Source organism: Streptomyces sp. CB01635 (assembly GCF_002803065.1).
Classification (GTDB): domain Bacteria; phylum Actinomycetota; class Actinomycetes; order Streptomycetales; family Streptomycetaceae; genus Streptomyces.
In genome coordinates this window covers 189664-212757 of record NZ_NNBL01000010.1, presented here as the reverse complement: position 1 = coordinate 212757, position 23094 = coordinate 189664, and the positions used below count along the sequence as shown (strand labels likewise).

The window sequence follows — 23094 nt, the reverse complement described above, 5'->3', positions numbered from 1 at the left end:
CGGGGTCCGGGGCGGAGCCCCGCAACGTCCACCCCGGGTGGGGCAACGGTCTCAGCCGACGGACACCGGTAAGACGGCGTGCCCTGAGCCGCTAGGCTCACGTCGTGGCTGAGATCCAGATTCCCGCTGACATCAAGCCCGCCGACGGACGTTTCGGCGCGGGCCCCTCCAAGGTGCGCACGGAGGCGCTGGACGCCCTGGCCGCCACCGGCACGTCCCTGCTCGGCACCTCCCATCGCCAGGCCCCGGTCAAGAACCTGGTCGGCCGGGTGCGCGAAGGGGTCAAGGACCTCTTCCAGCTCCCCGAGGGCTATGAGGTGATCCTGGGCAACGGCGGCTCCACCGCCTTCTGGGACGTGGCGACGCACGGCCTGATCGAGAACAAGTCGCAGCACCTGAACTTCGGCGAGTTCTCGTCCAAGTTCGCGAAGGCCTCGAAGCTGGCCCCGTGGCTGGCCGAGCCGACCGTCATCGCCTCCGAGCCCGGCACGCACCCCGAGCCGCAGGCCGAGGCGGGCGTCGACGTGTACGGCCTCACGCACAACGAGACCTCCACCGGTGTCGCCGCCCCGATCAAGCGCGTGGCCGGTGCCGACGAGGGCGCCCTCGTCCTGGTGGACGCGACCTCCGGCGCCGGCGGCCTGCCCGTCGACATCGCCGAGACGGACGTCTACTACTTCGCCCCGCAGAAGTCGTTCGCGTCGGACGGCGGCCTGTGGCTGGCGGCGTTCTCGCCGGCCGCCCTGGAGCGCGCCGAGCGCATCCACGCGTCGGGCCGTCACATCCCGGAGTTCTTCTCGCTGCCGACGGCGATCGACAACTCCCGCAAGAACCAGACGTACAACACCCCGGCGCTCGCGACGCTGTTCCTGCTCGGTGAGCAGCTGGAGTGGATGAACAGCCAGGGCGGTCTGGCCTGGACGACGGCCCGCACCAAGGACTCCTCGACGCGCCTGTACAGCTGGGCCGAGGACTCGAAGTACGCGACGCCGTTCGTCACGGACGCCGCGAAGCGTTCGCAGGTCATCGGCACGATCGACTTCTCGGACGAGATCGACGCGGCGGCGGTCGCCAAGGTGCTGCGCGCCAACGGCATCGTCGACACGGAGCCGTACCGCAAGCTGGGCCGCAACCAGCTGCGCGTCGCGATGTTCCCGGCGATCGACCCGGCGGACGTCGAGGCGCTGACGAAGTGCATCGACTACGTGATCGAGAAGCTCTAGTCACACCGGTTCTACGTCGATGGGGCGCCCGGCACTACGCCGGGCGCCCCATCGGCGTTGGGCGTAAAGGGTGACAGGAGGCCCGCGGAGTGCCTCTATGGAGGGATGACGACTGAACCGACGAGCCCGGTGCTCGCACCCCTGGTCAAGCAGTACACGGTCCTGCTCACGTCCCACAAGAAGGACGGCACGGGTGTCGGCACCCCCGTGAACCTCGTCGTCGAGGGTGACCACGCGTACTTCCGCACGTACGGCAAGGCGTGGAAGGTCAAGCGTCTGCGCCGCAACCCCGAGGTGGAGATCGCCCCCTCCACCCTGCGCGGCGCCCCCACGGGCCCCGAGTTCAAGGCCCGGGTCCGGCTTCTCGACGAGGGTGGCGAGGAGGCGAAGCACGCGGCGAAACTGCTCCGCCACAAGCACCCGGTGATGCACGGCGTCGCGGTCCCGCTGGCGCACAAGGTGCAGCGGGACAGGACACTGCACTACGAAGTACGGGTCCTCGAGAAGTAACTACTTCTTGGGCCGGCGCAGCAGCCGGCCGATCCCGAACACGGCGATCACCACGGCGATGATTCCGACCGCGCTCGCACTGAGGCCCGTGTGGATGCGCCCGTCGCCCGAATCGCCGTCCGCCGAGGGCGACTTCGAGTCTCCGCCTGACCCGTCCGCGGCCTGTACGGGCTCCACCGAGCTGCCCCTGCCCTCGCTCCCGTAGAGCAGCGTCTTTCCGTCGGCGGTGTAGGTGACGGACTCGCCCTGCGGCTGCATCGGCACGTTCAACTGCCCGTCGCGCTCGGGCTTGCCGTCCTTCCAGGCGTACGAGATCCCGCCGAAGTAGCCGCGCAGGGCGAGGTGCTTGCCGTCGGGTGAGAACGCGCCGTCCGTCACCCACAGATCGATCCCGGAGATGCGGCGGAAGACGTTCGTTCCGGACGCGGACAGGTTCTCGGGCCCTTCGTAGAGGCCGCCGCCGTCCTCGTTCTTCTCGGCGATGTAGACGCGGCCGGTCTTCGGATGGACCATCAGCGCCTCGGCGTTGCGGGGCCCGTCCGCGTACTGGACGGTGAACTGCGTCGCCCGCACCGTCTGGTCGCGCAGTTCCTTCGGCTCCGGCAGCTTGTAGATCCACACGTGGGACCACTTGCCGCCGAGGTTGTCGCCGATGTCGCCGACGTAGAGGTTGTTGTCGGGGCCGATGGAGATGGCCTCGACGTCGCGCGGGGCGCCGACGCCGGTCAGGGTGAGGGTGGCGACGGTTTCGCCGGTCCTGCCGTCGACCGCGTACAGGTACGCGCCGTCGCTGCTGTCGTTGTGGGTCCAGTAGATGCCCGGGTGGAGCCGGGACGCGGCCAGGCCGCTGGACTCGGTGATCCGCGGGTCCTTGATGGTGAACCCGTCGCTGCCGGGGTCGTCCGCCACGGCGGGAGCGGTGGCACCGAACGCGAGAACGACGGCGGCTCCGGCCGCACCCAGAAACGAACGCATGCCCCCAGCTTGCCAGGGCGTGCTCAGCGTCACACACTCCACCCGGCCCTGATCCGCGATGATGAGCGGATGCTCAGGTTCACATTCGTCGGCGACTCGATGACGATAGGCAGCGCGGGCGAACTCACCTGGCGCTACCGGATGTGGCAGCATCTGCGGGCCGCGTACGGCGACGGCGCGTTCGAGATCGCCGGGCCGCGCGAGACGCTCCACGACAAGACGGCGAACGCCCCGGTGTCGCACGACTACGCGGACGCGGACCCCGCCTTCCCCCGCAACCATCTCGCGGGCTGGGGCGAGGGCTGGCTGCACATGGCGCCCGTCATCGAGGAGGCGGTCGCGCTCGCCCGCACCGACGTCCTGCTCATCTCGCTCGGCCTGATCGACCTCGGCTTCTACACGAACGCGGAGCAGACCGCGCAGAATGTGCGCCGCTTCGTCGCCGGGGCCCGCGCCGCGAACCCGCGGGTGCGGATGGTCCTGCTGCCGGTCATCCCGAACGTGCGCGCCGAGACGGACGCGCCGTTCGCCGCGGAGGTCGCGCACTTCAACACGCTCCTCGCGAAGGCGGTCGCCGACCTCGACTCGGGCCCCTCCCCCCTGCTCCTCGCGTCGGTGCCGGAGTCGTACGACATCCACCAGGACACGTACGACGGCACGCACCCGAACGCGAGCGGTGAGCGCAAGCTCGCGGACACGTTCGCCCTGGCGATGCGTCAGGCGTGGGGTCCGGTGGGCGCCTCGCCCGGGGGCCTTGCCTAGAGTCCACTCCACGCCGTTGGCTGGGGACTCATGAAGTACACGCAGCTCGGACGCACAGGACTCAAGGTCAGCCGGCTCGTTCTCGGCACGATGAACTTCGGCCCGCAGACCGACGAGGCCGACAGCCACGCGATCATGGACACGGCGCTGGCCTCGGGAATCAACTACTTCGACACCGCCAACGTCTACGGCTGGGGCGAGAACAAGGGCCGTACCGAGGAGATCATCGGCAGCTGGTTCGCCCAGGGCGGCGACCGGCGGGACAAGACGGTCCTGGCCACGAAGGTCTACGGCAACATGGCCGGCGCGGGCACCGATTCGCCCTGGCCCAACCACGACAAGCTCTCCGCGGTCAACATCCGCCGCGCCGTCGAGGCCAGCCTCAAGCGGCTGGGCACGGACTACATCGACATCTACCAGTTCCACCACGTCGACCGCGAGACCCCCTTCGAGGAGATCTGGCAGGCCGTCGACGTCCTGATCCAGCAGGGCAAGATCCTTTACGCCGGATCGTCGAACTTTCCCGGCTACAAGATCGCCCAGGCCAACGAGAAGGCGGCCGCCCGCGGCACCCTCGGCCTCGTCAGCGAGCAGTGCCTCTACAACCTCTCGGAGCGACGCGCCGAGATGGAGGTCATCCCGGCCGCGCAGGAGTACGGCCTCGGGGTCATCCCCTGGTCGCCGCTGCACGGCGGTCTGCTCGGCGGGGTCATCAGGAAGGAGGTCGAGGGCGGGCGTCGCGCGAGCGGCCGGGCCGCGGACGCGCTCGCGAACCCGGAGACGCGCGCCCAGCTCCAGGCCTACGAGGACCTGCTCGACAAGCACGGCCTCGCGCCCGGCGAGGCGGCGCTGGCCTGGCTGCTGACCCGTCCCGGCGTCACCGGTCCCATCGTCGGCCCGCGCACCTCGGAGCAGCTCGACTCGGCGCTGCGCGCGGTCGAGCTCGAACTGAGCGAGGAGGTCCTCACGGGCCTGGACGAGATCTTCCCGGGCCCGGGGCCGTCACCGGAGGCATTCGCCTGGTAGAGCGCAGGCCTCGCGCTGTGAACGGCCGGGGGTCCGGGGGTCGCCCCCCGGGACAGCACAGCCCGGGCCCGGGGCCGTCACCGGAGGCATTCGCCTGGTAGAGCGGGGGTCTCGCGCGGCCCGGTAGCCACGGGGGTGCGGGTACGGCGGGGTGCGGCCGCGGTCACTTTCCGACCGCGGCCGCCACTGCGACGACGGCGAACATCAGTACCAGCACAACGGCCATGATCCGGTTACGGCTCTTCGGGTCCACGCTTCGAGATTAACCCGTGGCCGAAAGCGGCCAGCCGCCGACCTTCTCGTAGCGGGGCTGCTCGCCGCGCACCCCGGACCTCGGCAGCCTGCTCCGGACGAGTGCCAGCTCACCCACCGTCCACTGCTCGCCGGTGAAGGAGTCGAGGGCGGCCACGTACGGCTTGAGGTGGACGGTGCCGGAGCCACGGGCCAGCGTGAGGTGCGGCCGGTAGTGGCGGTGGTCCTCCGTGTCGAGGCCGGCCTTGCGGGCCGCGGCCCCGGCCCGCTCGGCGAGGCGCCGCAGCGCCGCCACGTCACCGGACGCGCCCACCCACAGGGCCCGGTCCCCGAAGTGCCCGCCGCCGCGCAGGGCGAGCGGGAAGGGCGCGGTGCGGGCCGCCGCCCGTTCCAGGCGGCGCGACAGTTCGGGCACGGTCTCCTCGGGCACCTCCCCGTAGAAGGCGAGCGTGAAGTGCCAGCCGGGGAGGCCGGTCCACCTCAGGCCCTCGGCCCCTTCGAGGCCGTGGGACCCCTTCAACTGGCTGACGGCGCGCCCCAGTTCGGCCACCGCCTCGTCCGGCGGCAGCACTGCTGCGAAAAGTCTCACCGGGCTAGTCTCCCCGTATGGAGATCAGAAAGGGCAGCGCGGCGGATATCCCCGCGATAGTCGGCCTGTTCGACGGGGCCATGGAGTGGCTGGTGTCACAGGGGCGCACGGGTCAGTGGGGCGAGAGGCCTTGGTCGGAGCGTCCGCGGGCCGTGGCGATGGTCGAGGAGTACGTGGCCGGGGGCGTGCCGTGGATCGCGGAGACCGACGGCATCCCGGTCGGCACGCTCACGCTCTCCGAGGGGCCCGGCTCGTACGTGGAGCCGGCCGGTGAGCCCGAGCGCTACGTCCATCTGCTCGCGGCCCGGCACGGCAGCGGGGCGGGCGCCGCGCTGCTCGCCCACGCCGTACAGGAGACACGCAGGGCGGGCATCCCGCTCCTGCGCGTCGACTGCTACGCGGGCGACGACGGCAAGCTCGTCGCGTTCTACGAGGCGAACGGCTTCGTCCGCACCGAGTCGTTCACCGGGCCCGACGGCGTGTGGCCGGGCCAGGTCCTGGCCCGGCGCGTCTGACGGTCAGGCCTCTCGGCTCACGCCGCCGTGGCCAGGTGCTCGCGCGGTACGAACTGCACGTGCTGCCGTCCCCGGCGCAGGTCGAGCTTGAGCCGCAGGTTCGCGGCGCGGGCCAGCATCAGTCCGACGCCGAGCGCGGCCGTGGCGCACACAAGGCCACCGATGGCGAAGCTCAGCCGGACCCCGTACTGGTCGGCGAGCCAGCCGAACAGGGGCCCGCCGAACGGCGTACCGCCCGTGAACACCATCATGAACAGGGACATGACGCGGCCCCGCATCTCCGGGTCGGTCGCCATCTGGACCGACGAGTTCGCGGTCACGTTGACCGTGAGGCCGAGGATGCCGAGCAGCACGATCAGCGGCGCGAAGACCCAGACGTCGGGCGCGAAGGCGGCCACGACCTCCAGGACACCGAAGCCGACCGCGGCTCCGGCGAGGACGCGCAGCCGGGTGGAGCGGCGCCGCGCGGCGAGCAGCGCGCCGGCCAGCGAGCCGAGGGCCATGAGCGTGTTGAAGACGCCGTACATGCCGACCCCGCCGTGGAAGACGTCGTCGGCGTAGGCGCTCAGCCAGATCGGGAAGTTGAACCCGAACGTGCCGACGAAGCCGACAAGGACGATCGGCCAGATCAGCTCGGGGTGCTTGGAGACGTAGTTGAGGCCCTCACGGAGCTGGCCCTTGCCGCGCGGGGCACGCGGGGTGTGGTGCAGCTCGCGGGTGCGCATCAGGCAGAGGCTGGTGAGCGGGGCGAGGAAGGACAGGCCGTTGGCGAGGAACGCCCAGCCCGGACCGACGGCAGCGGTGAGTCCACTCGCGACCGCGGGACCGATCAGGCGTGCCGACTGGAAGTTCGCCGAGTTCAGGCTGACCGCGTTGCGGACCTGGTCGGGGCCGACCATCTCGGAGACGAAGGACTGACGGGTCGGGTTGTCGACGACGGTGACGAGGCCGGTGAAGAAGGCCGCGAGGTAGACGTGCCAGACCTGGACGTTCCCGGTGAGGGTGAGCGTCGCGAGGAAGAGCCCGGACAGGCTCATGGCGCCCTGGGTGACGAACAGCAGGTTCCGCTTGGCGAAACGGTCGGCGATGACGCCGCCGTAGAGGCCGAACAGGAGCATCGGCAGGAACTGCATGGCCGTGGTGATACCGACGGCGGCCGAGGAGCCGGTGATGCTGAGCACCAGCCAGTCCTGGGTGATGCGGGCCATCCAGGTGCCGGTGTTGGAAACGACGGCCCCGGTCGCGAAGAGCCGGTAGTTACGGATCTTCAGCGAGCTGAACATCGAGCTCTTGCCGGGGCGGTCGGTCTTGTCGAGGGCGGCTGGTGCGGGGGCGGAGTCTGCTCCGGGTCCCGTACTCAATGCGGGTTCGCCTCCTTGGCGGCCGTGAACGGCAGGTCGACGTACACCCCGAAGGGCCTTACAGGTGGGCGAGCTTCTCCAGGACGGGGGCGGCGGCGCGGATCTTGGCCCACTCGTCCTCGTCCAGGTTCTCCACGAGCGAGGCCAGCCACGCGTTGCGCTTGCGGCGGCTCTCTTCGAGCATGGCCTCGGCCTGCTCGGTGGAGGTGACGACCTTCTGTCGCCGGTCCTCGGGATGCGGCTCCAACCGGACGAGCCCCTTGGCCTCGAGCAGCGCGACGATGCGGGTCATCGACGGCGGCTGAACGTGCTCCTTGCGGGCGAGTTCGCCCGGAGTCGCGCTGCCGCAGCGGGCGAGGGTGCCGAGCACCGACATTTCTGTGGGGCTCAGCGACTCGTCGACCCGCTGGTGCTTGAGTCGGCGCGACAGGCGCATCACCGCTGAGCGCAGTGCGTTCACTGCGGCTGCGTCGTCACCATGGGAGAGGTCCGGCATGTCGTTAGCTTAACTCATTACTCTCTCTAAAGACCAACCGGGTTCCCGTGACTCCCCCCACCGAATCCTCCGGGACCCCCTTCGTCACCCGTATGAGTGACGTGGCCACGAAAAGTGACACACGGGCGGACAGGGGCCCGCGACCCTGTTGCGCATGGGATCGACAGTGCTCAGCCTGCGGATAGACGGTGAGCTGCTCGACCGGCTCAAGTCCCACGCCGCCAAAAGAGGAATGAGCGTCCAGGACTATGTGGTCCGGACGCTCATTCGAGACGACTTCGACGAACGCTTCGCGACGTCCGTCGAGGAGACAGAGAAGTTCTACGGGGCGGCGTGACTCCTCCGCCTGCGGGCCGTCTGTGGCTGGTCGCGCAGTTCCCCGCGCCCCTGGCTCCCCTTCAGGGCCCTCAGGTCAGACCCAGCGCCGGCATCAGGTAGTAGAAGGCGAAGACCGCCGCGACGATGTACATCGCGACCGGCACCGTACGGGCGCGGCCCGCCGCGACCCGCAGCAGGGTGAAGCTGATGAAGCCGATCCCGATGCCGTTGGTGATCGAGTACGTGAACGGCATCATCACCATCGTCAAGAAGGCCGGGATGGCGATCGTGTAGTCGCTCCAGTCGATGGCACCGATCGAGCCCGACAGGATCAGGAAGCCGACCGCGAGCAGCGCGGGCGTGGCCGCCTGGGACGGGACCATCGTGGCGATCGGCGTGAGGAACAGCGCGACGGCGAACAGACCGCCGGTGATCACGTTGGCGAAGCCGGTGCGTGCGCCCTCGCCGACGCCGGCGGTGGACTCCACGAAGCAGGTGGTGGCCGACGAGGACGAGGCGCCGCCCGCGGCGACGGCGATGCCGTCGATGAAGAGGACCTTGTTCATGCCGGGCATCTGGCCGCTCTTGTCGGTCAGCTTGGCCTCGTCGCTGACGCCCATGATCGTGCCCATCGCGTCGAAGAAGCACGACAGCAGCACGGTGAAGACGAAGAGGATGCCGGTCAGCATGCCGACCTTGTCGAAGCCGCCGAACGGGCTGACCTGGCCCACCAGCCCGAAGTCCGGCATCTCGACCGGGTTGCCGGGCCACTTGGGCGTCGTCAGACCCCAGCTCGGGACGTTGGCGACGGCGTCGATGACCATCGCGACGAGCGTCATGACGACGATGGAGATCAGGATGGCGCCCGGCACCTTGCGCACGATCAGGGCGAGGGTGAGCAGCACGCCGAGCACGAAGACGAGGACGGGCCAGCCGTTGAGGTGACCGTCGGCGCCGAGCTGGAGCGGCACCGTGGTGTGCGCGGCGTCCGGGATGCGGGAGACGAAGCCCGAGTCGACCAGGCCGATCAGCATGATGAACAGGCCGATACCGATCGCGATGCCCTTGCGCAGGCCGAGCGGCACGGCGTTCATGACGCGCTCGCGCAGGCCGGTGGCCACCAGGAGCATCACGACGAAGCCCGCGAGGACGACCATGCCCATCGCGTCGGGCCACGACATGCGGGGCGCGAGCTGGAGGGCGACGACCGTGTTCACGCCGAGTCCGGCGGCGAGCGCGATCGGGACGTTGCCGATGACGCCCATGAGCAGGGTCGTGAAGGCGGCGGTGAGCGCGGTCGCGGTGACCAGCTGGCCGTTGTCGAGCTGGTGCCCGTACATGTCCTTCGCGCTGCCGAGAATGATCGGGTTCAGCACGATGATGTAGGCCATCGCGAAGAAGGTGGCGAAGCCGCCACGGATCTCGCGGCTGACCGTCGAACCCCGCTCGGAGATCCTGAAGAAGCGGTCGAGGCCGTTCTGGGGGGCCGACGGCGGCTCGGTGAGATCGACCGGTGCGGGGGCCGAGCTGGACATGGATGACCTCTGAATCGGTGTGCTGGTGGGGGCGCTGTTTGGCGTTTTCTACGAACAGAAGTGGCCAGACTCAGGCCGTTTCAGTATGAACATATGAGCAAGAAATGGCTATCTCCGCGCGTAGACCCTTGACCCATCAGGGTTCCGGGGCGACTGAAGACGTCGTTTCCCGCTCCTCGTAAGCTGTGCCCATGGAGAAGTGGACCCCCAAGCACGAGGCACCCGAGCCCCTTGAAGGGCCCGTGGTCGCCACCATCACGGGCGGCACGATCCTGTGGTTCGTCCTCTTCCTGGCGCAGCTGCCGTTCTACGGCTGGTTCGACGACCACGGCCACACCTGGTGGATCTGGACCTGCCTGGCCGGCGCCGGGCTCGGACTCATCGGTATCTGGTACGTGCGGGGGCGCGACGCGGCGCTCAAGCGCGCGGCCGCCGAGGCGGGCCCGGCAGCCGAGTAGCGGCCGGCGCACCGCCCGCGTACAACCACGGGACCGGCCCCCCTCGCCGCCATGTCCTCCCCGAGTCGGATCTTTGGCACACCCGAGGGGTGAAGCCGCAAATCCGCCCGTACTGTCGTTTGCATGACGCACATCGACGCGGGCGCCGAGCTGGACCCGGTCCACCCGGTGCCGGTCCCCGAGCGGGCGAGGGGGCTCACCACCGCCGAGGTGGCCGAGCGCGTCGCGCGCGGCGAGGTCAACGACATACCGGTCCGCAGCTCCCGCTCGACCACCGAGATCATCCGCGCGAACGTCTTCACACGGTTCAACGCGATCATCGGCGCCCTGTGGCTGATCATGCTGTTCGTCGCGCCGTTCCAGGACAGCCTCTTCGGCTACGTCATCCTCGCGAACACCGGCATCGGCATCATCCAGGAGCTGCGCGCCAAGAAGACCCTCGACTCACTCGCCGTCATCGGCGAGGCGAAACCGACGGTCCGGCGCGACGGGCAGGCCACCGAGATCTCCACCTCCGAAATCGTCCTCGGCGACCTCATCGAGATCGGCCCCGGCGACAAGATCGTCGTGGACGGTGTGTGCGCCGAGGCCGACAGCCTCGAGATCGACGAGTCCCTGCTCACCGGCGAGGCCGACCCCGTCGTCAAAAAACACCGCGACCCGGTCATGTCCGGCAGCTTCGTCGTCGCCGGCGGCGGCGCGTTCACCGCGACGAAGGTCGGCCGCGAGGCATACGCGGCGCAGCTCGCCGAGGAGGCCAGCCGCTTCACCCTCGTCCAGTCCGAGCTGCGCACCGGCATCTCGACCATCCTCAAGTACGTCACCTGGATGATGGTCCCGACCGCGATCGGCCTCGTCATCAGCCAGCTCGTGGTCAAGGAGAACGACTTCAAGGACTCCGTCGCGCGGACCGTCGGCGGCATCGTGCCGATGGTCCCCGAGGGGCTCGTCCTGCTCACCTCCGTCGCCTTCGCGATCGGCGTGATCCGCCTCGGCCGCAAGCAGTGCCTCGTCCAGGAACTCCCCGCCATCGAGGGCCTCGCCCGCGTCGACACCGTCTGCCTCGACAAGACCGGCACCCTCACCGAGGGCGGCATGGACATCACCGAGCTGCGCCCGCTCGGCGAGGCCGAGGAGAGCTACGTACGCAAGGTCCTCGGCGCGCTCGGCGAGTCCGACCCGCGGCCCAACGCCTCGCTCCAGGCGATCATCGACGCCTACCCCGACAGCGAGGAGTGGCGCTGCACCGAGTCACTGCCCTTCTCCTCCGCCCGCAAGTACAGCGGCGCCGCGTTCAGCGAGGGCGACGGCACCGCCAGCGCGTGGCTGCTCGGCGCGCCCGACGTACTCCTGCCGGCCGGGCACCCGGTGCTCGCCGAGACCGAGGAGCTCAACCACCAGGGCCTGCGCGTCCTGCTGCTCGCCCGCGCCGCCGGCGACCTCGACGACCCGGCGGTCAAGGAGGGCGCCAAGGCCGTCGCGCTGGTCGCCATGGAGCAGCGGCTGCGGCCCGACGCGGCGGACACGCTGCGGTACTTCGCCGACCAGGGCGTCCACGCGAAGGTCATCTCCGGGGACAACGCGGTGTCGGTGGGCGCCGTCGCCGGGAAGCTGGGCCTCGCGGGCGCGCAGGACACGGTCGACGCCCGCACGCTCCCCGCCGACCAGGCCGGGATGGCCAAGGCCCTCGACGAGAACACGGTGTTCGGCCGCGTCACCCCGCAGCAGAAGCGCGACATGGTCGGCGCGCTGCAGTCCAAGGGGCACACGGTCGCGATGACGGGCGACGGCGTGAACGACGTGCTCGCCCTCAAGGACGCCGACATCGGCGTCTCGATGGGCTCGGGCTCGGAGGCGACCCGGGCCGTGGCGCAGATCGTGCTGCTCAACAACAGCTTCTCCACACTGCCGTCGGTCGTCGCCGAGGGCCGCCGCGTCATCGGGAACATCACGCGCGTCGCGTCCCTGTTCCTCGTCAAGACGGTCTACTCGGTGCTGCTCGCCGTCCTCGTGGTCTGCTTCCAGATCGAGTACCCGTTCCTGCCGCGGCACCTGACGCTGCTGTCGACGCTGACGATCGGCATCCCCGCGTTCTTCCTGGCTCTCGCGCCCAACAAGGAGCGCGCCAGACCACAGTTCGTGAAGCGCGTGATGCGGTACGCGATCCCGGGCGGCGTCGTCGCCGGAACGGCCACCTTCGTGACGTATGTGATCGCCCGGCACTACTACACGGGCTCCGGCGCGCTCGACGCCGAGACGAGTTCGGCGACGCTGACGCTGTTCCTCGTCTCGATGTGGGTGCTCGCCATCATCGCGCGGCCCTACACCTGGTGGCGGGTGTGCCTGGTGGCCGCGATGGGCGCGGCGTTCCTGCTCGTCCTCGTGGTGCCGTGGCTCCAGGACTTCTTCGCGCTGAAGCTGGTGGGCGCGTCGATGCCGTGGACGGCGGTCGGCATCGCGGCGGTGGCGGCGGTCGCCCTGGAATTCGTGTGGAGATGGGTCGACCGCCGCTTTCCCGTGTGACGGGCCGTCGTGACTACTGCACGTCGACGAAGTCGCTCGTGGAGGCCACGGCCGGGGTGGTGGAGGTGCCGGCGAAGTTGTAGCGCCAGTAGCCGTCCGAGGCCGCCGTCACGGTGGTCTTCAGACCGCCGGTCGAGGAGGACGTCACCGTCTTGACGGTGGAGTAGGTGCTGGCGCCCTTCTTCTTGAACTGGAGCTTCACGGGCTGCTTGGTGTAACCCATGTACTTGCTGGTGTCCCAGTTGGCGCGGGTGAGCGAGCCGGTGACCGTGATGGTCTTGCCCTTCTTGACCGGCTCGGGCGAGGCGTTGGTCGTGAGCTTCGAGTAGCGCTTCACGCTGCGCTTGCCGTAGTAGTCGTCCCAGTAGATGCTGCCGTCGCCCGCGAGCGCCCCGGCCGTCACGTGCCAGCTACCGGCAAGGGAGTTGGCGAGGTCCCCCCGCGGGTCGACCGTGATGGTCAGCTTGCAGGTGGAGGTGGTGGCGCTGGCGGCGGTGCAGGTGGCGGCGTCTTCGTTCGGCGGCAGGTAGCCGTCGACGTGGTCGACGTCGGAGCCGTGCCACAGGTCGATGTACGCGTCCTGGATGCCGGAGGCGTGGCTGGCGGTCAGGGAGACCGTGAACGTCTTCAGGTTCGTGGTGCCGAGCACCACGTCCTGGCCGCTGTTGACCGTGACGTTGGAGACGACCGGCTCGGCCTCCGCGGCGAAGGCGGACATGTGCTTGGCCGGAGCCTCGGCGGCGAAGCGCTGGGCGGCGCTCGGCTTGTTCAGGTCGGAGGCCGTACCGGTGCCGGCCTGCGCGGCCGGGACGGCGAACGCGGTGAGAGCCAGGGCGCCGGAGATGGTCGCGGCGGCCACAGTGGCACGTATGCGCATGTGTTCCCCAAGGTGGAGAAGGGGTCCCGCGGTGCGAATGCCGTCACGCGGGACCCAAGTGATCTAGGAGTCTGTTGACTCGGAAGATCAGACATGCGGCGGGCGGGGCTGGTTGTACGCCGCGTGAACATTTTGTGATTGGTTTACGCAGCTCCGCCCGCCCCTCAGTCGAACCAGCGGTCCCGCGCCAACTCGGCCGTGCGCGACGGATCCTCGAGGAGTGCCGCGACCTCGAAGCGGCGCGGCCACTGCTCCGCCGCCCACGCCAGGCCCGCCGCCACACCCTCCAGGGTCGAGGCGTGGACCGTGCCGTCGGACGTGCGCCGCCAGTCGACCTCCACCCCGGCGACGAACAGCTCCTCGTGCTCGACGTACGTCTGCGGGGTCGCGGGCCCGAGCAGGGTCCGTACGGACTCCGGCACCGGATGTTCGGCGCCCTCCTGCGTGACCTCGGCGTCCGCCGTCGCGCTCAGCCGCCGCACCTGGAACAGCTCCGCCAGGTCCGCGGCCCGCCCCGGACTCACGGGCAGCAGCGCAAGACCGCCGGCCAGGGGCAGCAGATCGGGCGCGTCCGCGACGACGGCGTCGGCCGCGTCCACGACCCTGACCTCGCCGTCCACCACGGCCCGCAGCTCGTCGGGCAGGGTCACCTGCTCCGGGTCGAGATCGGCCAGCGCCCCGTACAGGGCGTGGAGTTGGGACGCACCGACCTCGCGCTCCGGGTCGGCGAGACGATCGAGGAGCTCGGCCGCGCCGCCCGGTTCGTCGAGGAGCGCGGCGACCGACGTGCGGACGCCGAGCGCGCGCAGCACCTGCTCGTCCTCGAAGCCGGTCGCGTCCGCCGGGTCGTAGAGCCCGGCGAGCAGCGGGTCACCGCCGGCCGCGCGCAGACCGGCCGGCCGGCGGCCGTCGAGGACGGGGTGGTCGCGCAGCCACCAGGCCGTGTACGGGCGGACGATCTCGTGCGTGCCGTCGGGCAGCAGGACCCGTACGGGCTGGGTGAGGGCGTCGCGCAGCGGCGGGCGGGAGAGGAGGGCGAGGGCCTGGGGCCAGCGGTCGTCGTCGACGAGGTCCAGGTCGCGTACGGCGACGAGTTCGGTGGCGACGGGCGGCACGGAGGTGTCGGGCAGCCGGTCGAGTACGTCCTCGCACCACACGTCGACCGCGTCGAGCAGACCGGCGTCGTCCGGCTCCGCGAAGTCGCCTTCGCGCGGGTCGAGTTCGTCCGGGTCGAGGACCACGTCGGTGGCGCGGACCAGGGCGAACCCGGCAAGGACACCGCATGCGGCGAGCGGCTGCTCGCCCCACCGCTCGGCGAGGTCGCCGTCCACCATGCCGAGCTCACCCTCGCGGACGACCTGCGCGAACGGGCTGCCGGGCAGCGCGAGTTCACCGGCGGGCGCGAGTTCGCCCTCGTCGTCGGGCAGCGCGAGCGCGCCCAGCCACGGCTCGTCCCCGGGCTCCAGATTCGCGTCCCGTACGAGGGTGAGGACCAGCTCGGCCAGTTCGTCCACGCCGACCGGGCCGTCGTCGTCGAGGGACCAGGCGTCGTCGTCGAGCGAACCGGCGACGGCCGCCCGCACCTGAGGGGTCGTCAGGACGGCACGGGGCGTCGCGGGCAGCGCGCCCAGCTTCTCGAGCAGGGGGTGCGCGGCGTCCACGTGAGCGACCTTGAGGCCGAGCCGGGCGAGCGTCTCGCCCGGTGTCGCGTCCGGCATGGGCAGCAGCACCTGCCGCGGCCCGATCGTCGTACGTCCCCCGGCCAGCGGCACCGGAAGCCCGGTGAGCCGGTCCGGGTCGACGCCCGCGAGGCTGTCGTACAGGCGCCGCCACCAGCCCGGTTCCTTCTCCAGACCGGCGAGCCGGTCGACGGCCTCCGTCAGCGGGACCCGGGCGACCTCCAGGGTCCGCAGCTCGACGCGGCGCTCCAGGCCCGCGGGCAGCAGGCTCGGCAGGACCTCGGCCAGGACCTTCACGGTCTCGGCGCCGGCGCCCTCGACGACCTCGGCCTCGCGCGGCCGCAGCGTCTCGGGCAGCCCGTCGGCGTCGTCCTTCGTGCGCGGCAGCGCGGGCGGCAGGAACGCGGTGCGGGGCAGCCGGGCCAGGATCGCGCCGCGGAGGCTGCCGTCCAGTTCGCCCCGGCCGAGCGGGCCCGGCACGAGGCCGAGGATGGCGGGGCTCACCGGGCGCCATCCGGCGAGGAGTTCGGCGTAGGCGTCGGCGGCGCGCTCCACCAGGAAGTCGGTGAGCGGCCCGGGGGCGGCGTGCCGCCGGGTCGTGTCGAGGGGGAACGACGCGATGAGGAGCGCGGGCACGCCGAGCGGCTCGTCGCTGGGGGTGGGCGCGTGCAGCACGGGCGCGCTGCGGGGCGGCTCGGGGGCGCCGTCCGCGTCCACCGCCACGGCCCAGGTCACGGACCAGTGCGGGCGCAGGCGCTCTTCGAGGGGCCGGTCGGCGAGGAGTGCGGCTTCGAGCGGGCCGTTGCGGGTGAGGACGCACCAGCGGGTCGTGACGCTCTCGCGCCTGCCGGACACGGCGTCCTCGCGCTCGTCGTCCACCGCCACGTACGGTCCGTCGGTCCTGCGGCGCAGGATGCGCGTACCGGACTCGGTCTCCACGACGACCTCGTCGAGGCCGGGCAGGGCGAGGAGCAGCGTGTCGTCGATGGCGTCGATGAGCCGCGCCGCGAGCGCCTGTGCCGCGGCGTCGCGCAGCGGCAGGATCACGACGGTCTCGTACGGGTCCGGGGCGGAGCCCTCCGCGGCGAACGGGAGCCTGAGCAGCGGCACATGGCCGTCCCGGCGGCGCAGTTCGTCGCCGAGGCCGGGGCTGTGCCGCGCGGTGTCGGCGGCGAGTCCGCGCGCGTCGGTGAGCGACCAGCGCACCCCGCCCGTGCGGCCGACGACCGCGGGCTCGTCGGTCACCGCGAGGACGGCGGCGAACCCGACTCCGAACCGGCCCACCGCGCCGTCGCCCTGCTCACGCTTGGCGGAGGCCCGCAGCGTGGACAGCGACTCGACACCGGCGGCGTCCAGCGGCGCGCCGGTGTTCGCGGCGACGAGCACACCCTCGCGCAGGGTCAGGGAGAAGCGGCCGCCTGAGGTGCCACCGGCGCGGGCGGCGGCGTCGGCGGCGTTCTGGGCGAGCTCGATGACAAGACGGTCGCGGTAGCCGCCGAGGGCGAGGTCCTCCTCGGCGTTGGCGTCCTCACGGAAGCGGGCCGGGCTGCCTGCCCAGGCATCGAGCAGCCCACGCCGCAGACGGGCCGTCCCGAACGGGTCCATCCCCTCGGCTGCCGGGCGCACGATCTTGCTCACGCTCACGGTGTGGTCTCCCTCTGCCGTTCACCCAGGCCAACCCTGGCGACGCAGACGCTACCGCGCTCGGGGAAAGAGAACTGCGAGGGCTACGAGTGGCCGAGGTCCTCCGTGCCGTCCGGGGTCGTCGGGACCGAGCCCGAGTCCGCCGACGGGCGCAGGGGGAACGGGTCCACGCGCGTTTCGTCGATCACGTGGGGAGCCGGCCGGGGAGGCTTCGGCATGACGGCCGCCTCGGAGTGCCCCCCGCAGCCGTACGCGAGGGAGACGACACGTCCGTCCGCCGGAGAGAACTCATTGGCGCAGACACCGAAGGCCTGGCCGAGCGAGCCGCCGATCCGGGCCAGGAAACCGCAGGACACGCAGGTGGCGGGCGCCGCCTGAGCCATCTGTGTCTTCGCCCCGTACGCCTCGTCCCAGCGGTCTGCCGCGATGTGGAGGCCGTACCGGGACAGGACCCGGGCGCGCCGCATGCCGAGCTCCTCGGCGACCGACGCGATGGAGCCGCGCTCGGGTGCGATGGGCAGTTCCGCGGGCGGTCCCACCGTCAGCTCGGCGTCCTCCGCCTCGACGAGTTCGGCCATCTCCTCGGACACCGCGGAGTTCGGCGGCGGGACGTCCTCACCCGAATAGCCGGGCTCGAGCCGAAGATCCTCGGCGTCGGTCGGGAGCAGGTCCCCGGGGCCCATGTCGCCGGGCCGCAGCCGCTCGCTCCATGGCACCCACTCGGGGGCGAGGAGGGCGTCGGGGCCGGGCAGCAGAACCGTCTCGTCGAGGGTGACGACCTTGGCGCGGGAGGCCCGCGCGACCGTCACGGCCCACCGCCAGCCGCGGTAGCCGAACTCCTTGCACTCGAAGAGATGCGTGACCACCCGGTCACCCTCGACGACGACGTCGACGTGCTCGCCCACGACTCCTGGCGCGGCGGCCTCCTCGGCCGCGGTCCGCGCGAGGCCTACCGCCTCGGCGCACAGACGGTCAGGGGTGCGGCTTCGCGTTGTCGCTGCGCTCACAGGTATCGCTTCTCTCCTACGCCGTCTCACGAGTGCGCCACCCTTGCGCGGGGGTACGGACGGAGCGGACCAGGGGGCCGCGTCGACGTCCGCGCCCGAACGTCCTCGGGCGCACCTACGTCACCCATTCTGCGGGATGACCGAGAGGCGCGCGGCCGAGGACAGCTGCCGCAGGCGCGTTACGCACGCTACCTTCTCCCGGCCCGTGCGCCCACACCGACGTACAACTAGCTGTGTCCTGCACCACGCGGCGGAGCGGTTCCGGGGGGTCGTACCGGCGACCCGCTCAGCCGATATCGGCACTAGTCACCACCTTCCGGGGGCACTATGGCTGAGTGACTTCCGCGAGGTCGTCGGCGCGCGCAGCAGGCGGATCGGGCCCGGTGCTCAGGGCGGTCCGCGGGTTCGGGCGCGCCCTGCACCTGCCGTTCACCGGTACGGCGCGCGGGATTCGCAAAGCGACCCACGCGCACGGCGCGGGCGAGTCGGGTCTGGGAAAACTGATCGAGCTGCACGCGGTGAACGGCGCCGGCGACGTCATGATCACCATCGCGCTCGCGTCCACGGTGTTCTTCTCGGTGCCGACGGACGAGGCGCGCGGGCGCGTCGCCCTGTACCTCGGCATCACGATGGCGCCCTTCACCCTCCTCGCGCCCGTCATCGGGCCGCTCCTGGACCGGCTGCCGCACGGGCGGCGCGCCGCGATGGCCGCTTCGATGCTGGCGCGGGCGCTCCTCGCGATCGTCCTGTCCGGGGCGGTGGTCAGCGGCAGCGTGGAGCTGTACCCGGCGGCGCTGGGCGTCCTGGTGGCGTCCAAGGCGTACGGAGTGGTCCGCAGCGCCGTCGTGCCGCGCCTGCTGCCGCCCAGCTTCTCCCTGGTCAAGGCCAATTCGCGGGTGACGCTCGGTGGACTCCTCGCCACCGGTGTGGCCGCGCCGGTCGGCGCCGGGCTCCAGGTGCTCGGGCCGCGCTGGCCCCTCTACGGCGCGTTTGTGATCTTCATTTCGGGGATGGTGCTGTCCTTCCAGCTGCCGCACAAGGTGGACTCCGCGAAGGGCGAGGGGAAGGCGCTCCTGGCGGCCGACGAGCAGCATCTGCACGGCCCGCGCAAGGAGGCCGCCAAGCAGAAGCGCCCCGGTCTGCGCACGGTCGGTCCGGCCGTGACGCACGCGCTGTTCGTCAACGCCTCGCAGCGCTGCCTCTCCGGCTTCCTGATCTTCTTCCTGGCGTTCCTGCTGCGCGAGCACCCCATGTCGGGGCAGAGCGCCGCCGTGTCGCTCGGCATCGTCGGCGTCTCGGCGGGCGCGGGCAACGCGCTGGGCACGGCCGTCGGGGCGTGGCTCAAATCACGGGCGCCCGAGATCATCATCGTGACGGTGGTGGCGGTGGTCCTCGGCGTGGCGATCACGGCCGCGCTGTTCTTCACCGCGTTCCTCACGGCGTGCCTTGCGGCCGTCGCCGGGTTCGCGCAGGCCCTCTCGAAACTGTCCCTGGACGCCCTGATCCAGCGCGACGTCCCCGAGGAGGTCCGCAACTCCGCGTTCGCCCGCTCCGAGACCCTCCTCCAGATGGCGTGGGTCCTCGGCGGCGCCATCGGCATCGCGCTGCCCCTGAACGGAGCACTGGGCCTCAGTGTCGCCGCGGCGATCGTCGGAACGGGCTGGCTGACGACCGTACGGGGCCTGCTGGCCGCCGCGCGCCACGGCGGCCAGGCACGCAGCCGCGTGGCGTGAGGGACGGCCGGGAGAGCGGGAGATCCGCCCCGGATGGCGTGAGCATGCGGCACGCCGCACCCGCATGGCGAGTGTGCGCGGGCCGCCAGATAGCCTGCCCGCATGACCTCCCTGCGTTTCACCGTGCGCAACCGCCGCACCGTGGCAGCCGCCGGCGCCGTCGCTGCCGGGCTGCTCGTCCTCTCGGCCTGCGACAAGCCGACGCCGCTGGCGACCATCACGGTCGGCCGCTCCACGGTGACGTCGGAAGCGGCCTGCTACAACGACGGCAAGACCCTGAACGCCTCCGCGCTGAAGGACTGCCTCAAGAACAAGGACATCAAGTCCATCAAGGTCGACCCCGACGCGACGGTCCGCTTCGGCGTCGACCCGAAGATCGCGGACAAGGGCTGGACCCTGCTGATGAACGGTCAGGCGCTGACCGACGCCAGCAATAAGACGTACCGCACCGTCCCGGGCAGCGTGTTCTTCAACCAGCAGTACGGCGCCACGGGCAGCTCCACGACGGTCTCCATCGTCGAGGGCAGCGGCTCGAAGGCGACCGGCCTGTGGTCCTTCAAGCTCAAGAAGGACGCCTGACGGACAGCGGGCGGGTCCTGATCGCCACCGCCGTCCCCGCGGAGCGGGACGCGGTGGTCAGGGGCCTGTCCGAGGCGGGCGCCGCGCACCCTGCCGTCGATGTCGTCGCGGTGGGCGTCGGGCCCGCCGCCGCGGCGGCCGGTACCGCCACCGCCCTCACCACCGCCGCCCTGTCGGGGCGGCCGTACGGCCTGGTCGTCTCCGCCGGCATCGGCGGCGGGTTCCAGCCGGACGCCCCGCTCGGCTCCGTCGTCGTCGCCGACGCGCTGACCGTCGCCGACCTGGGCGCCGAGACCCCCGACGGCTTCCTGCCCGTCACCGAGCTCGGCTTCGGCACGGTCACGCACCGCCCGCCGCCCTCCCTCGTACGGGACGTCGCCGCGGCCACCGGTGCGCTCACCGGCACCGTCCTGACCGTCTCCACCGTGACGGGCACCGCGGTCCGCGCCGCCGAGCTGCAACGCCGTCACCCCGGCGCCGCCGCCGAGGCGATGGAGGGCTTCGGGGTCGCCGAGGCGGCCGCCGCGCACGGCGTGCCCGTCCTGGAGATCCGCGCGGTCTCCAACGCCGTCGGCCCCCGCGACCGCGCGGCCTGGCGCATCGGCGACGCACTCGCGGCGCTGACCGAGGCGTTCGGGAAGTCCGCGCCCGTACTGGAGAGTTGGAACCGCACATGACGCACCCCGAAGAACTCCGGATCGCCTTCTCGCCCTGCCCGAACGACACGTTCGTCTTCGACGCGTGGGCCCACGGCCGCGTCCCCGGGGCGCCCGCCCTCGACGTGACCTTCGCCGACATCGACATCACGAACGGCGTCGCCGAGCGCCGCTCCCCCGACTTCGACGTGCTGAAGGTGTCGTACGCCGTCCTGCCGTACGTCCTCGACGACTACGCGCTGCTGCCCTGCGGCGGCGCGCTCGGCCGGGGCTGCGGCCCCCTCGTGCTCACGCGCGAGCCGGGCGTCGACCTCAGCGGGAAGACGGTCGCCGTCCCCAGCGAGAAGTCGACGGCGTACCTGCTGTTCCGCCTGTGGACCGCGGACGTCGTGCCCGGCGGGGTCGGCGAGGTCGTCGTGATGCCGTTCGACGAGATCATGCCCGCCGTGCGGGACGGCAAGGTCGACGCCGGACTCGTCATCCACGAGGCCCGCTTCACGTACCAGAACTACGGCCTGCACTCCCTCGCCGACATGGGCGAGCACTGGGAGAACACGACCGGGCTACCCATCCCGCTCGGCGCGATCATCGCGAAGCGGAGCCTGGGCGAGGACCGTCTGCGCCGGCTCGCCGACACGATCCGCACGTCGGTACGCATGGCCTGGGACGACCCGGAGGCCTCCCGCCCCTACGTCCTCGAACACGCCCAGGAGATGAATCCGTCCGTCGCGGACCAGCACATCGGCCTGTACGTCAACGAGTTCACAGCCGACCTCGGCGAGAACGGATACGCGGCGATCCGGGGCTTGCTGACGCGCGCTGCGGCCGAGGGCCTCGTGCCCGCCCTCGGCCCGGGTGCGCTCGCGTTCCCGTAACGCGGTCAGACGTCCAACTGGTCGGCCACCGCCCGCAGCAGGCCCGCGATTTTCGCGCCGGAGGCCTTGTCCGGGTAGCGGCCCTTCTCCAGCATCGGCGTGATGTTCTCGAGGAGCGTCGTCAAGTCCTGGACGATCGAGGCCAGTTCGTCCGGCTTGCGGCGCTGTGCCGCGGCCACGGACGGGGTCGGATCGAGGATCGTCACGGAGAGCGCCTGGTCACCGCGCTGTCCCGCGACGACGCCGAACTCGACACGCTGGCCCGGCTTGAGAGCGTCCACGCCGTCGGGAAGTACGGAGGAATGTACGAAGACGTCGCCGCCGTCGTCGCGGGAGAGGAAGCCGAAGCCCTTCTCGCTGTTGAACCACTTGACCTTGCCGGTAGGCACGTGAAGTCCTCGTCCTCGTACTCGTCATGCCGTTCCGAGCGATGAAGAACGGCGCTGAAAACGGCTCTGGATAGCACTGCAGCGGGCCGCCCGACCCGCCGGCACCAGGCTAATGGTCCAGGAGCCGGTGACAAGACGGCCCGAGGAACCCGGATTGTTCCTTCGCGCTGGGAACTACCCTGGTCGGGTGCGTGACAAAACCCAAGCGAATTCCGCAGGACCCGGCGACCGCCTCGTCAAGGCCGGCGGCATCGTCTTCATCGTCGGAGCCGTGGCCACCCTGGCCACCATGGCCCCTCTGTTCCTCGGAACCGACCCGTTCCCGCCCGTCGCCTACGCGGTGTGCATGCTGATGGGCGTCGGCTTCCTGATCTCCGCGGCCGGAGTGCTGCGCGGGATCGCCGTGCAGCGCCGTCAGGCCCGCTCGGCGACGTAGGCCTCCAGCCAGGCGGGGAACTCCGTCAGATCCGCGAGCACCACGTCCGCGCCGGCCTCGCGCAGCTCCGCCGCGTCGCACGGCCCGGTCGTCACCGCGACGGACAGCGCCTCGGCGGCACGGGCGCCGCGCACGTCGCCGGTGTGGTCACCGACGTACACGGACGCGCCGTGCTCGCGCAGCGCCGTCGCCTTGCCCTCGGCCCACAGATTGCCGATGACCTCGTCGGCGGCGATGTCCAGGTGTTCCAGGTGGAGCTTCGCGCTGGGCTCGTACTTCGCCGTCACGACGATCGCCCTGCCGCCCGCCTCGTGCACCGCGGCGACGGCCTCGTGCACGCCCGGCATCGCGTACGTCCCGGTGATCGCGTGCGCCGGGTAGAGCTCCCGGTACAGGTCGGCCATCTCCGGGATCCGCTCCTCGGGGAACCAGTACGCGAGCTCCTGCTCCAGCGGCGGGCCGAGCCGCGTCACGATCAGATCGGCGTCGAGCTGCGCGCCGGTGCGCTGGGCGAGTTCCAGCCATGTGTCCCTGATTCCCGGCCGTGAGTCGATCAGCGTCATGTCGAGGTCGAAGCCGACCGTCGGTCCCGAAGCTGATCCGTTCGCGCTCTCGTATGCACCCATGGGAGCCATTGTGCATGGGCGTACGATTGCCGCTTAGCTAAGCCTTACCA

The 23094-nt window shown here is 71.1% G+C and carries 23 protein-coding genes; 13 read left to right on the top strand and 10 right to left on the bottom strand.

The features are described 5' to 3' along the window. Window positions 1-104: 104 nt before the first annotated feature. Together serC and CG723_RS25320 are read left to right on the top strand one after the other, a co-directional pair. On the top strand, window positions 105-1223 hold the full coding sequence (gene serC / locus CG723_RS25325; RefSeq protein ID WP_100595761.1) for a phosphoserine transaminase: 1119 nt from the start codon (window positions 105-107) through the stop codon (window positions 1221-1223). Between the two features lie 105 nt (window positions 1224-1328). Continuing rightward, window positions 1329-1733 (top strand): PPOX class F420-dependent oxidoreductase, encoded by a 405-nt coding sequence (locus tag CG723_RS25320; protein WP_100595760.1) that lies wholly within the window; start codon window positions 1329-1331, stop codon window positions 1731-1733. Here CG723_RS25320 and CG723_RS25315 read toward each other — a convergent pair whose 3' ends face one another. After that, the gene (locus tag CG723_RS25315) at window positions 1734-2708 is read right to left on the bottom strand and encodes a hypothetical protein (RefSeq protein ID WP_100595759.1); all 975 of its coding nucleotides are present in this window, start codon (window positions 2706-2708) and stop codon (window positions 1734-1736) included. Between the two features lie 69 nt (window positions 2709-2777). Between CG723_RS25315 and CG723_RS25310 the strand changes: the two genes are divergently transcribed. Next, on the top strand, window positions 2778-3470 hold the full coding sequence (locus CG723_RS25310) for a GDSL-type esterase/lipase family protein (RefSeq protein WP_100595758.1): 693 nt from the start codon (window positions 2778-2780) through the stop codon (window positions 3468-3470). A gap of 30 nt (window positions 3471-3500) precedes the next feature. Further along, window positions 3501-4496, top strand: a complete 996-nt coding sequence (locus tag CG723_RS25305; protein ID WP_100595757.1) for an aldo/keto reductase — start codon at window positions 3501-3503, stop codon at window positions 4494-4496. 262 nt (window positions 4497-4758) lie between these two features. Here the strand turns inward: CG723_RS25305 and thpR are convergent, their stop codons facing one another. Beyond that, the gene (gene thpR, locus CG723_RS25300; RefSeq protein WP_100595756.1) at window positions 4759-5337 is read right to left on the bottom strand and encodes an RNA 2',3'-cyclic phosphodiesterase; all 579 of its coding nucleotides are present in this window, start codon (window positions 5335-5337) and stop codon (window positions 4759-4761) included. 17 nt (window positions 5338-5354) lie between these two features. Here thpR and CG723_RS25295 point away from each other — a divergent pair, with 17 nt between their 5' ends. After that, on the top strand, window positions 5355-5852 hold the full coding sequence (locus CG723_RS25295; RefSeq protein WP_100595755.1) for a GNAT family N-acetyltransferase: 498 nt from the start codon (window positions 5355-5357) through the stop codon (window positions 5850-5852). A gap of 17 nt (window positions 5853-5869) precedes the next feature. On the opposite strand, the gene CG723_RS25290 is transcribed toward CG723_RS25295, so the two are convergent. Next, window positions 5870-7213: an MFS transporter gene (locus tag CG723_RS25290; protein WP_100595754.1), complete on the bottom strand. Its 1344-nt coding sequence runs from the start codon at window positions 7211-7213 to the stop codon at window positions 5870-5872. A gap of 58 nt (window positions 7214-7271) precedes the next feature. Beyond that, window positions 7272-7709 carry a MarR family winged helix-turn-helix transcriptional regulator gene (locus CG723_RS25285; protein WP_100595753.1) on the bottom strand — a complete coding sequence of 146 codons (438 nt, stop codon included), beginning with the start codon at window positions 7707-7709 and terminating at the stop codon, window positions 7272-7274. Window positions 7710-7863: 154 nt separating this feature from the next. Here CG723_RS25285 and CG723_RS25280 point away from each other — a divergent pair, with 154 nt between their 5' ends. Beyond that, window positions 7864-8046, top strand: a complete 183-nt coding sequence (locus tag CG723_RS25280) for a ribbon-helix-helix protein, CopG family (protein ID WP_100595752.1) — start codon at window positions 7864-7866, stop codon at window positions 8044-8046. Window positions 8047-8116: 70 nt separating this feature from the next. On the opposite strand, the gene CG723_RS25275 is transcribed toward CG723_RS25280, so the two are convergent. Then, entirely contained in the window at window positions 8117-9562 is a 1446-nt protein-coding gene (locus CG723_RS25275) for an NCS2 family permease (protein WP_100595751.1), read from the bottom strand. A 191-nt stretch (window positions 9563-9753) separates the two neighbouring features. Here CG723_RS25275 and CG723_RS25270 point away from each other — a divergent pair, with 191 nt between their 5' ends. Continuing rightward, complete coding sequence (locus tag CG723_RS25270) at window positions 9754-10020, top strand: DUF2530 domain-containing protein (RefSeq protein WP_100595750.1); 267 nt, start codon at window positions 9754-9756, stop codon at window positions 10018-10020. A gap of 123 nt (window positions 10021-10143) precedes the next feature. Beyond that, entirely contained in the window at window positions 10144-12543 is a 2400-nt protein-coding gene (locus CG723_RS25265; RefSeq protein WP_100595749.1) for an HAD-IC family P-type ATPase, read from the top strand. A gap of 13 nt (window positions 12544-12556) precedes the next feature. On the opposite strand, the gene CG723_RS25260 is transcribed toward CG723_RS25265, so the two are convergent. From CG723_RS25260 to CG723_RS25250, 3 genes are all read right to left on the bottom strand, one after another. Then, window positions 12557-13420, bottom strand: a complete 864-nt coding sequence (locus CG723_RS25260; RefSeq protein WP_100595748.1) for a DUF5707 domain-containing protein — start codon at window positions 13418-13420, stop codon at window positions 12557-12559. 164 nt (window positions 13421-13584) lie between these two features. After that, window positions 13585-16737 carry a sacsin N-terminal ATP-binding-like domain-containing protein gene (locus CG723_RS25255; protein WP_100595793.1) on the bottom strand — a complete coding sequence of 1051 codons (3153 nt, stop codon included), beginning with the start codon at window positions 16735-16737 and terminating at the stop codon, window positions 13585-13587. Window positions 16738-16826: 89 nt separating this feature from the next. Beyond that, the gene (locus CG723_RS25250; RefSeq protein ID WP_100595747.1) at window positions 16827-17750 is read right to left on the bottom strand and encodes a DUF3027 domain-containing protein; all 924 of its coding nucleotides are present in this window, start codon (window positions 17748-17750) and stop codon (window positions 16827-16829) included. Window positions 17751-18085: 335 nt separating this feature from the next. On the opposite strand from CG723_RS25250, the gene CG723_RS25245 reads away from it, so the two are divergent. The 4 genes from CG723_RS25245 to CG723_RS25230 all read left to right on the top strand — a co-directional run bounded on the left by CG723_RS25245 (window position 18086) and on the right by CG723_RS25230 (window position 21593). Next, complete coding sequence (locus tag CG723_RS25245; RefSeq protein WP_442802585.1) at window positions 18086-19483, top strand: MFS transporter; 1398 nt, start codon at window positions 18086-18088, stop codon at window positions 19481-19483. Between the two features lie 102 nt (window positions 19484-19585). Further along, entirely contained in the window at window positions 19586-20062 is a 477-nt protein-coding gene (locus CG723_RS25240) for a DUF2771 domain-containing protein (RefSeq protein ID WP_100595745.1), read from the top strand. Further along, window positions 20032-20739, top strand: a complete 708-nt coding sequence (locus CG723_RS25235) for a futalosine hydrolase (RefSeq protein ID WP_100595744.1) — start codon at window positions 20032-20034, stop codon at window positions 20737-20739. The genes CG723_RS25240 and CG723_RS25235 overlap by 31 nt, the downstream gene beginning before the upstream one ends. Beyond that, complete coding sequence (locus CG723_RS25230) at window positions 20736-21593, top strand: 1,4-dihydroxy-6-naphthoate synthase (protein WP_100595743.1); 858 nt, start codon at window positions 20736-20738, stop codon at window positions 21591-21593. Before CG723_RS25235 ends, CG723_RS25230 begins: the two co-directional genes overlap by 4 nt. Window positions 21594-21598: 5 nt before the next feature. On the opposite strand, the gene CG723_RS48985 is transcribed toward CG723_RS25230, so the two are convergent. Beyond that, the gene (locus CG723_RS48985; RefSeq protein WP_100595742.1) at window positions 21599-21982 is read right to left on the bottom strand and encodes a cold-shock protein; all 384 of its coding nucleotides are present in this window, start codon (window positions 21980-21982) and stop codon (window positions 21599-21601) included. A 187-nt stretch (window positions 21983-22169) separates the two neighbouring features. Here CG723_RS48985 and CG723_RS25220 point away from each other — a divergent pair, with 187 nt between their 5' ends. After that, window positions 22170-22418, top strand: a complete 249-nt coding sequence (locus tag CG723_RS25220) for a hypothetical protein (RefSeq protein WP_100595741.1) — start codon at window positions 22170-22172, stop codon at window positions 22416-22418. Here the strand turns inward: CG723_RS25220 and CG723_RS25215 are convergent. Then, on the bottom strand, window positions 22397-23044 hold the full coding sequence (locus tag CG723_RS25215) for an HAD family hydrolase (RefSeq protein ID WP_100595740.1): 648 nt from the start codon (window positions 23042-23044) through the stop codon (window positions 22397-22399). The two genes, CG723_RS25220 and CG723_RS25215, sit on opposite strands and share 22 nt — an antisense overlap. Between the last annotated feature and the right edge of the window lie 50 nt (window positions 23045-23094).

Bases quoted from the DNA above. Each gene is read 5' to 3' on its own strand.
- CG723_RS25320 (WP_100595760.1), top strand. From the start codon at position 1,329: ATGACGACTGAACCGACGAGCCCGGTGCTCGCACCCCTGGTCAAGCAG.
- CG723_RS25315 (WP_100595759.1), bottom strand. From the start codon at position 2,708: ATGCGTTCGTTTCTGGGTGCGGCCGGAGCCGCCGTCGTTCTCGCGTTC.
- CG723_RS25310 (WP_100595758.1), top strand. From the start codon at position 2,778: ATGCTCAGGTTCACATTCGTCGGCGACTCGATGACGATAGGCAGCGCG.
- CG723_RS25305 (WP_100595757.1), top strand. From the start codon at position 3,501: ATGAAGTACACGCAGCTCGGACGCACAGGACTCAAGGTCAGCCGGCTC.
- CG723_RS25295 (WP_100595755.1), top strand. From the start codon at position 5,355: ATGGAGATCAGAAAGGGCAGCGCGGCGGATATCCCCGCGATAGTCGGC.
- CG723_RS25285 (WP_100595753.1), bottom strand. From the start codon at position 7,709: ATGCCGGACCTCTCCCATGGTGACGACGCAGCCGCAGTGAACGCACTG.
- CG723_RS25280 (WP_100595752.1), top strand. From the start codon at position 7,864: ATGGGATCGACAGTGCTCAGCCTGCGGATAGACGGTGAGCTGCTCGAC.
- CG723_RS25275 (WP_100595751.1), bottom strand. From the start codon at position 9,562: ATGTCCAGCTCGGCCCCCGCACCGGTCGATCTCACCGAGCCGCCGTCG.
- CG723_RS25270 (WP_100595750.1), top strand. From the start codon at position 9,754: ATGGAGAAGTGGACCCCCAAGCACGAGGCACCCGAGCCCCTTGAAGGG.
- CG723_RS25265 (WP_100595749.1), top strand. From the start codon at position 10,144: ATGACGCACATCGACGCGGGCGCCGAGCTGGACCCGGTCCACCCGGTG.
- CG723_RS25260 (WP_100595748.1), bottom strand. From the start codon at position 13,420: ATGCGCATACGTGCCACTGTGGCCGCCGCGACCATCTCCGGCGCCCTG.
- CG723_RS25240 (WP_100595745.1), top strand. From the start codon at position 19,586: ATGACCTCCCTGCGTTTCACCGTGCGCAACCGCCGCACCGTGGCAGCC.
- CG723_RS25230 (WP_100595743.1), top strand. From the start codon at position 20,736: ATGACGCACCCCGAAGAACTCCGGATCGCCTTCTCGCCCTGCCCGAAC.
- CG723_RS25215 (WP_100595740.1), bottom strand. From the start codon at position 23,044: ATGGGTGCATACGAGAGCGCGAACGGATCAGCTTCGGGACCGACGGTC.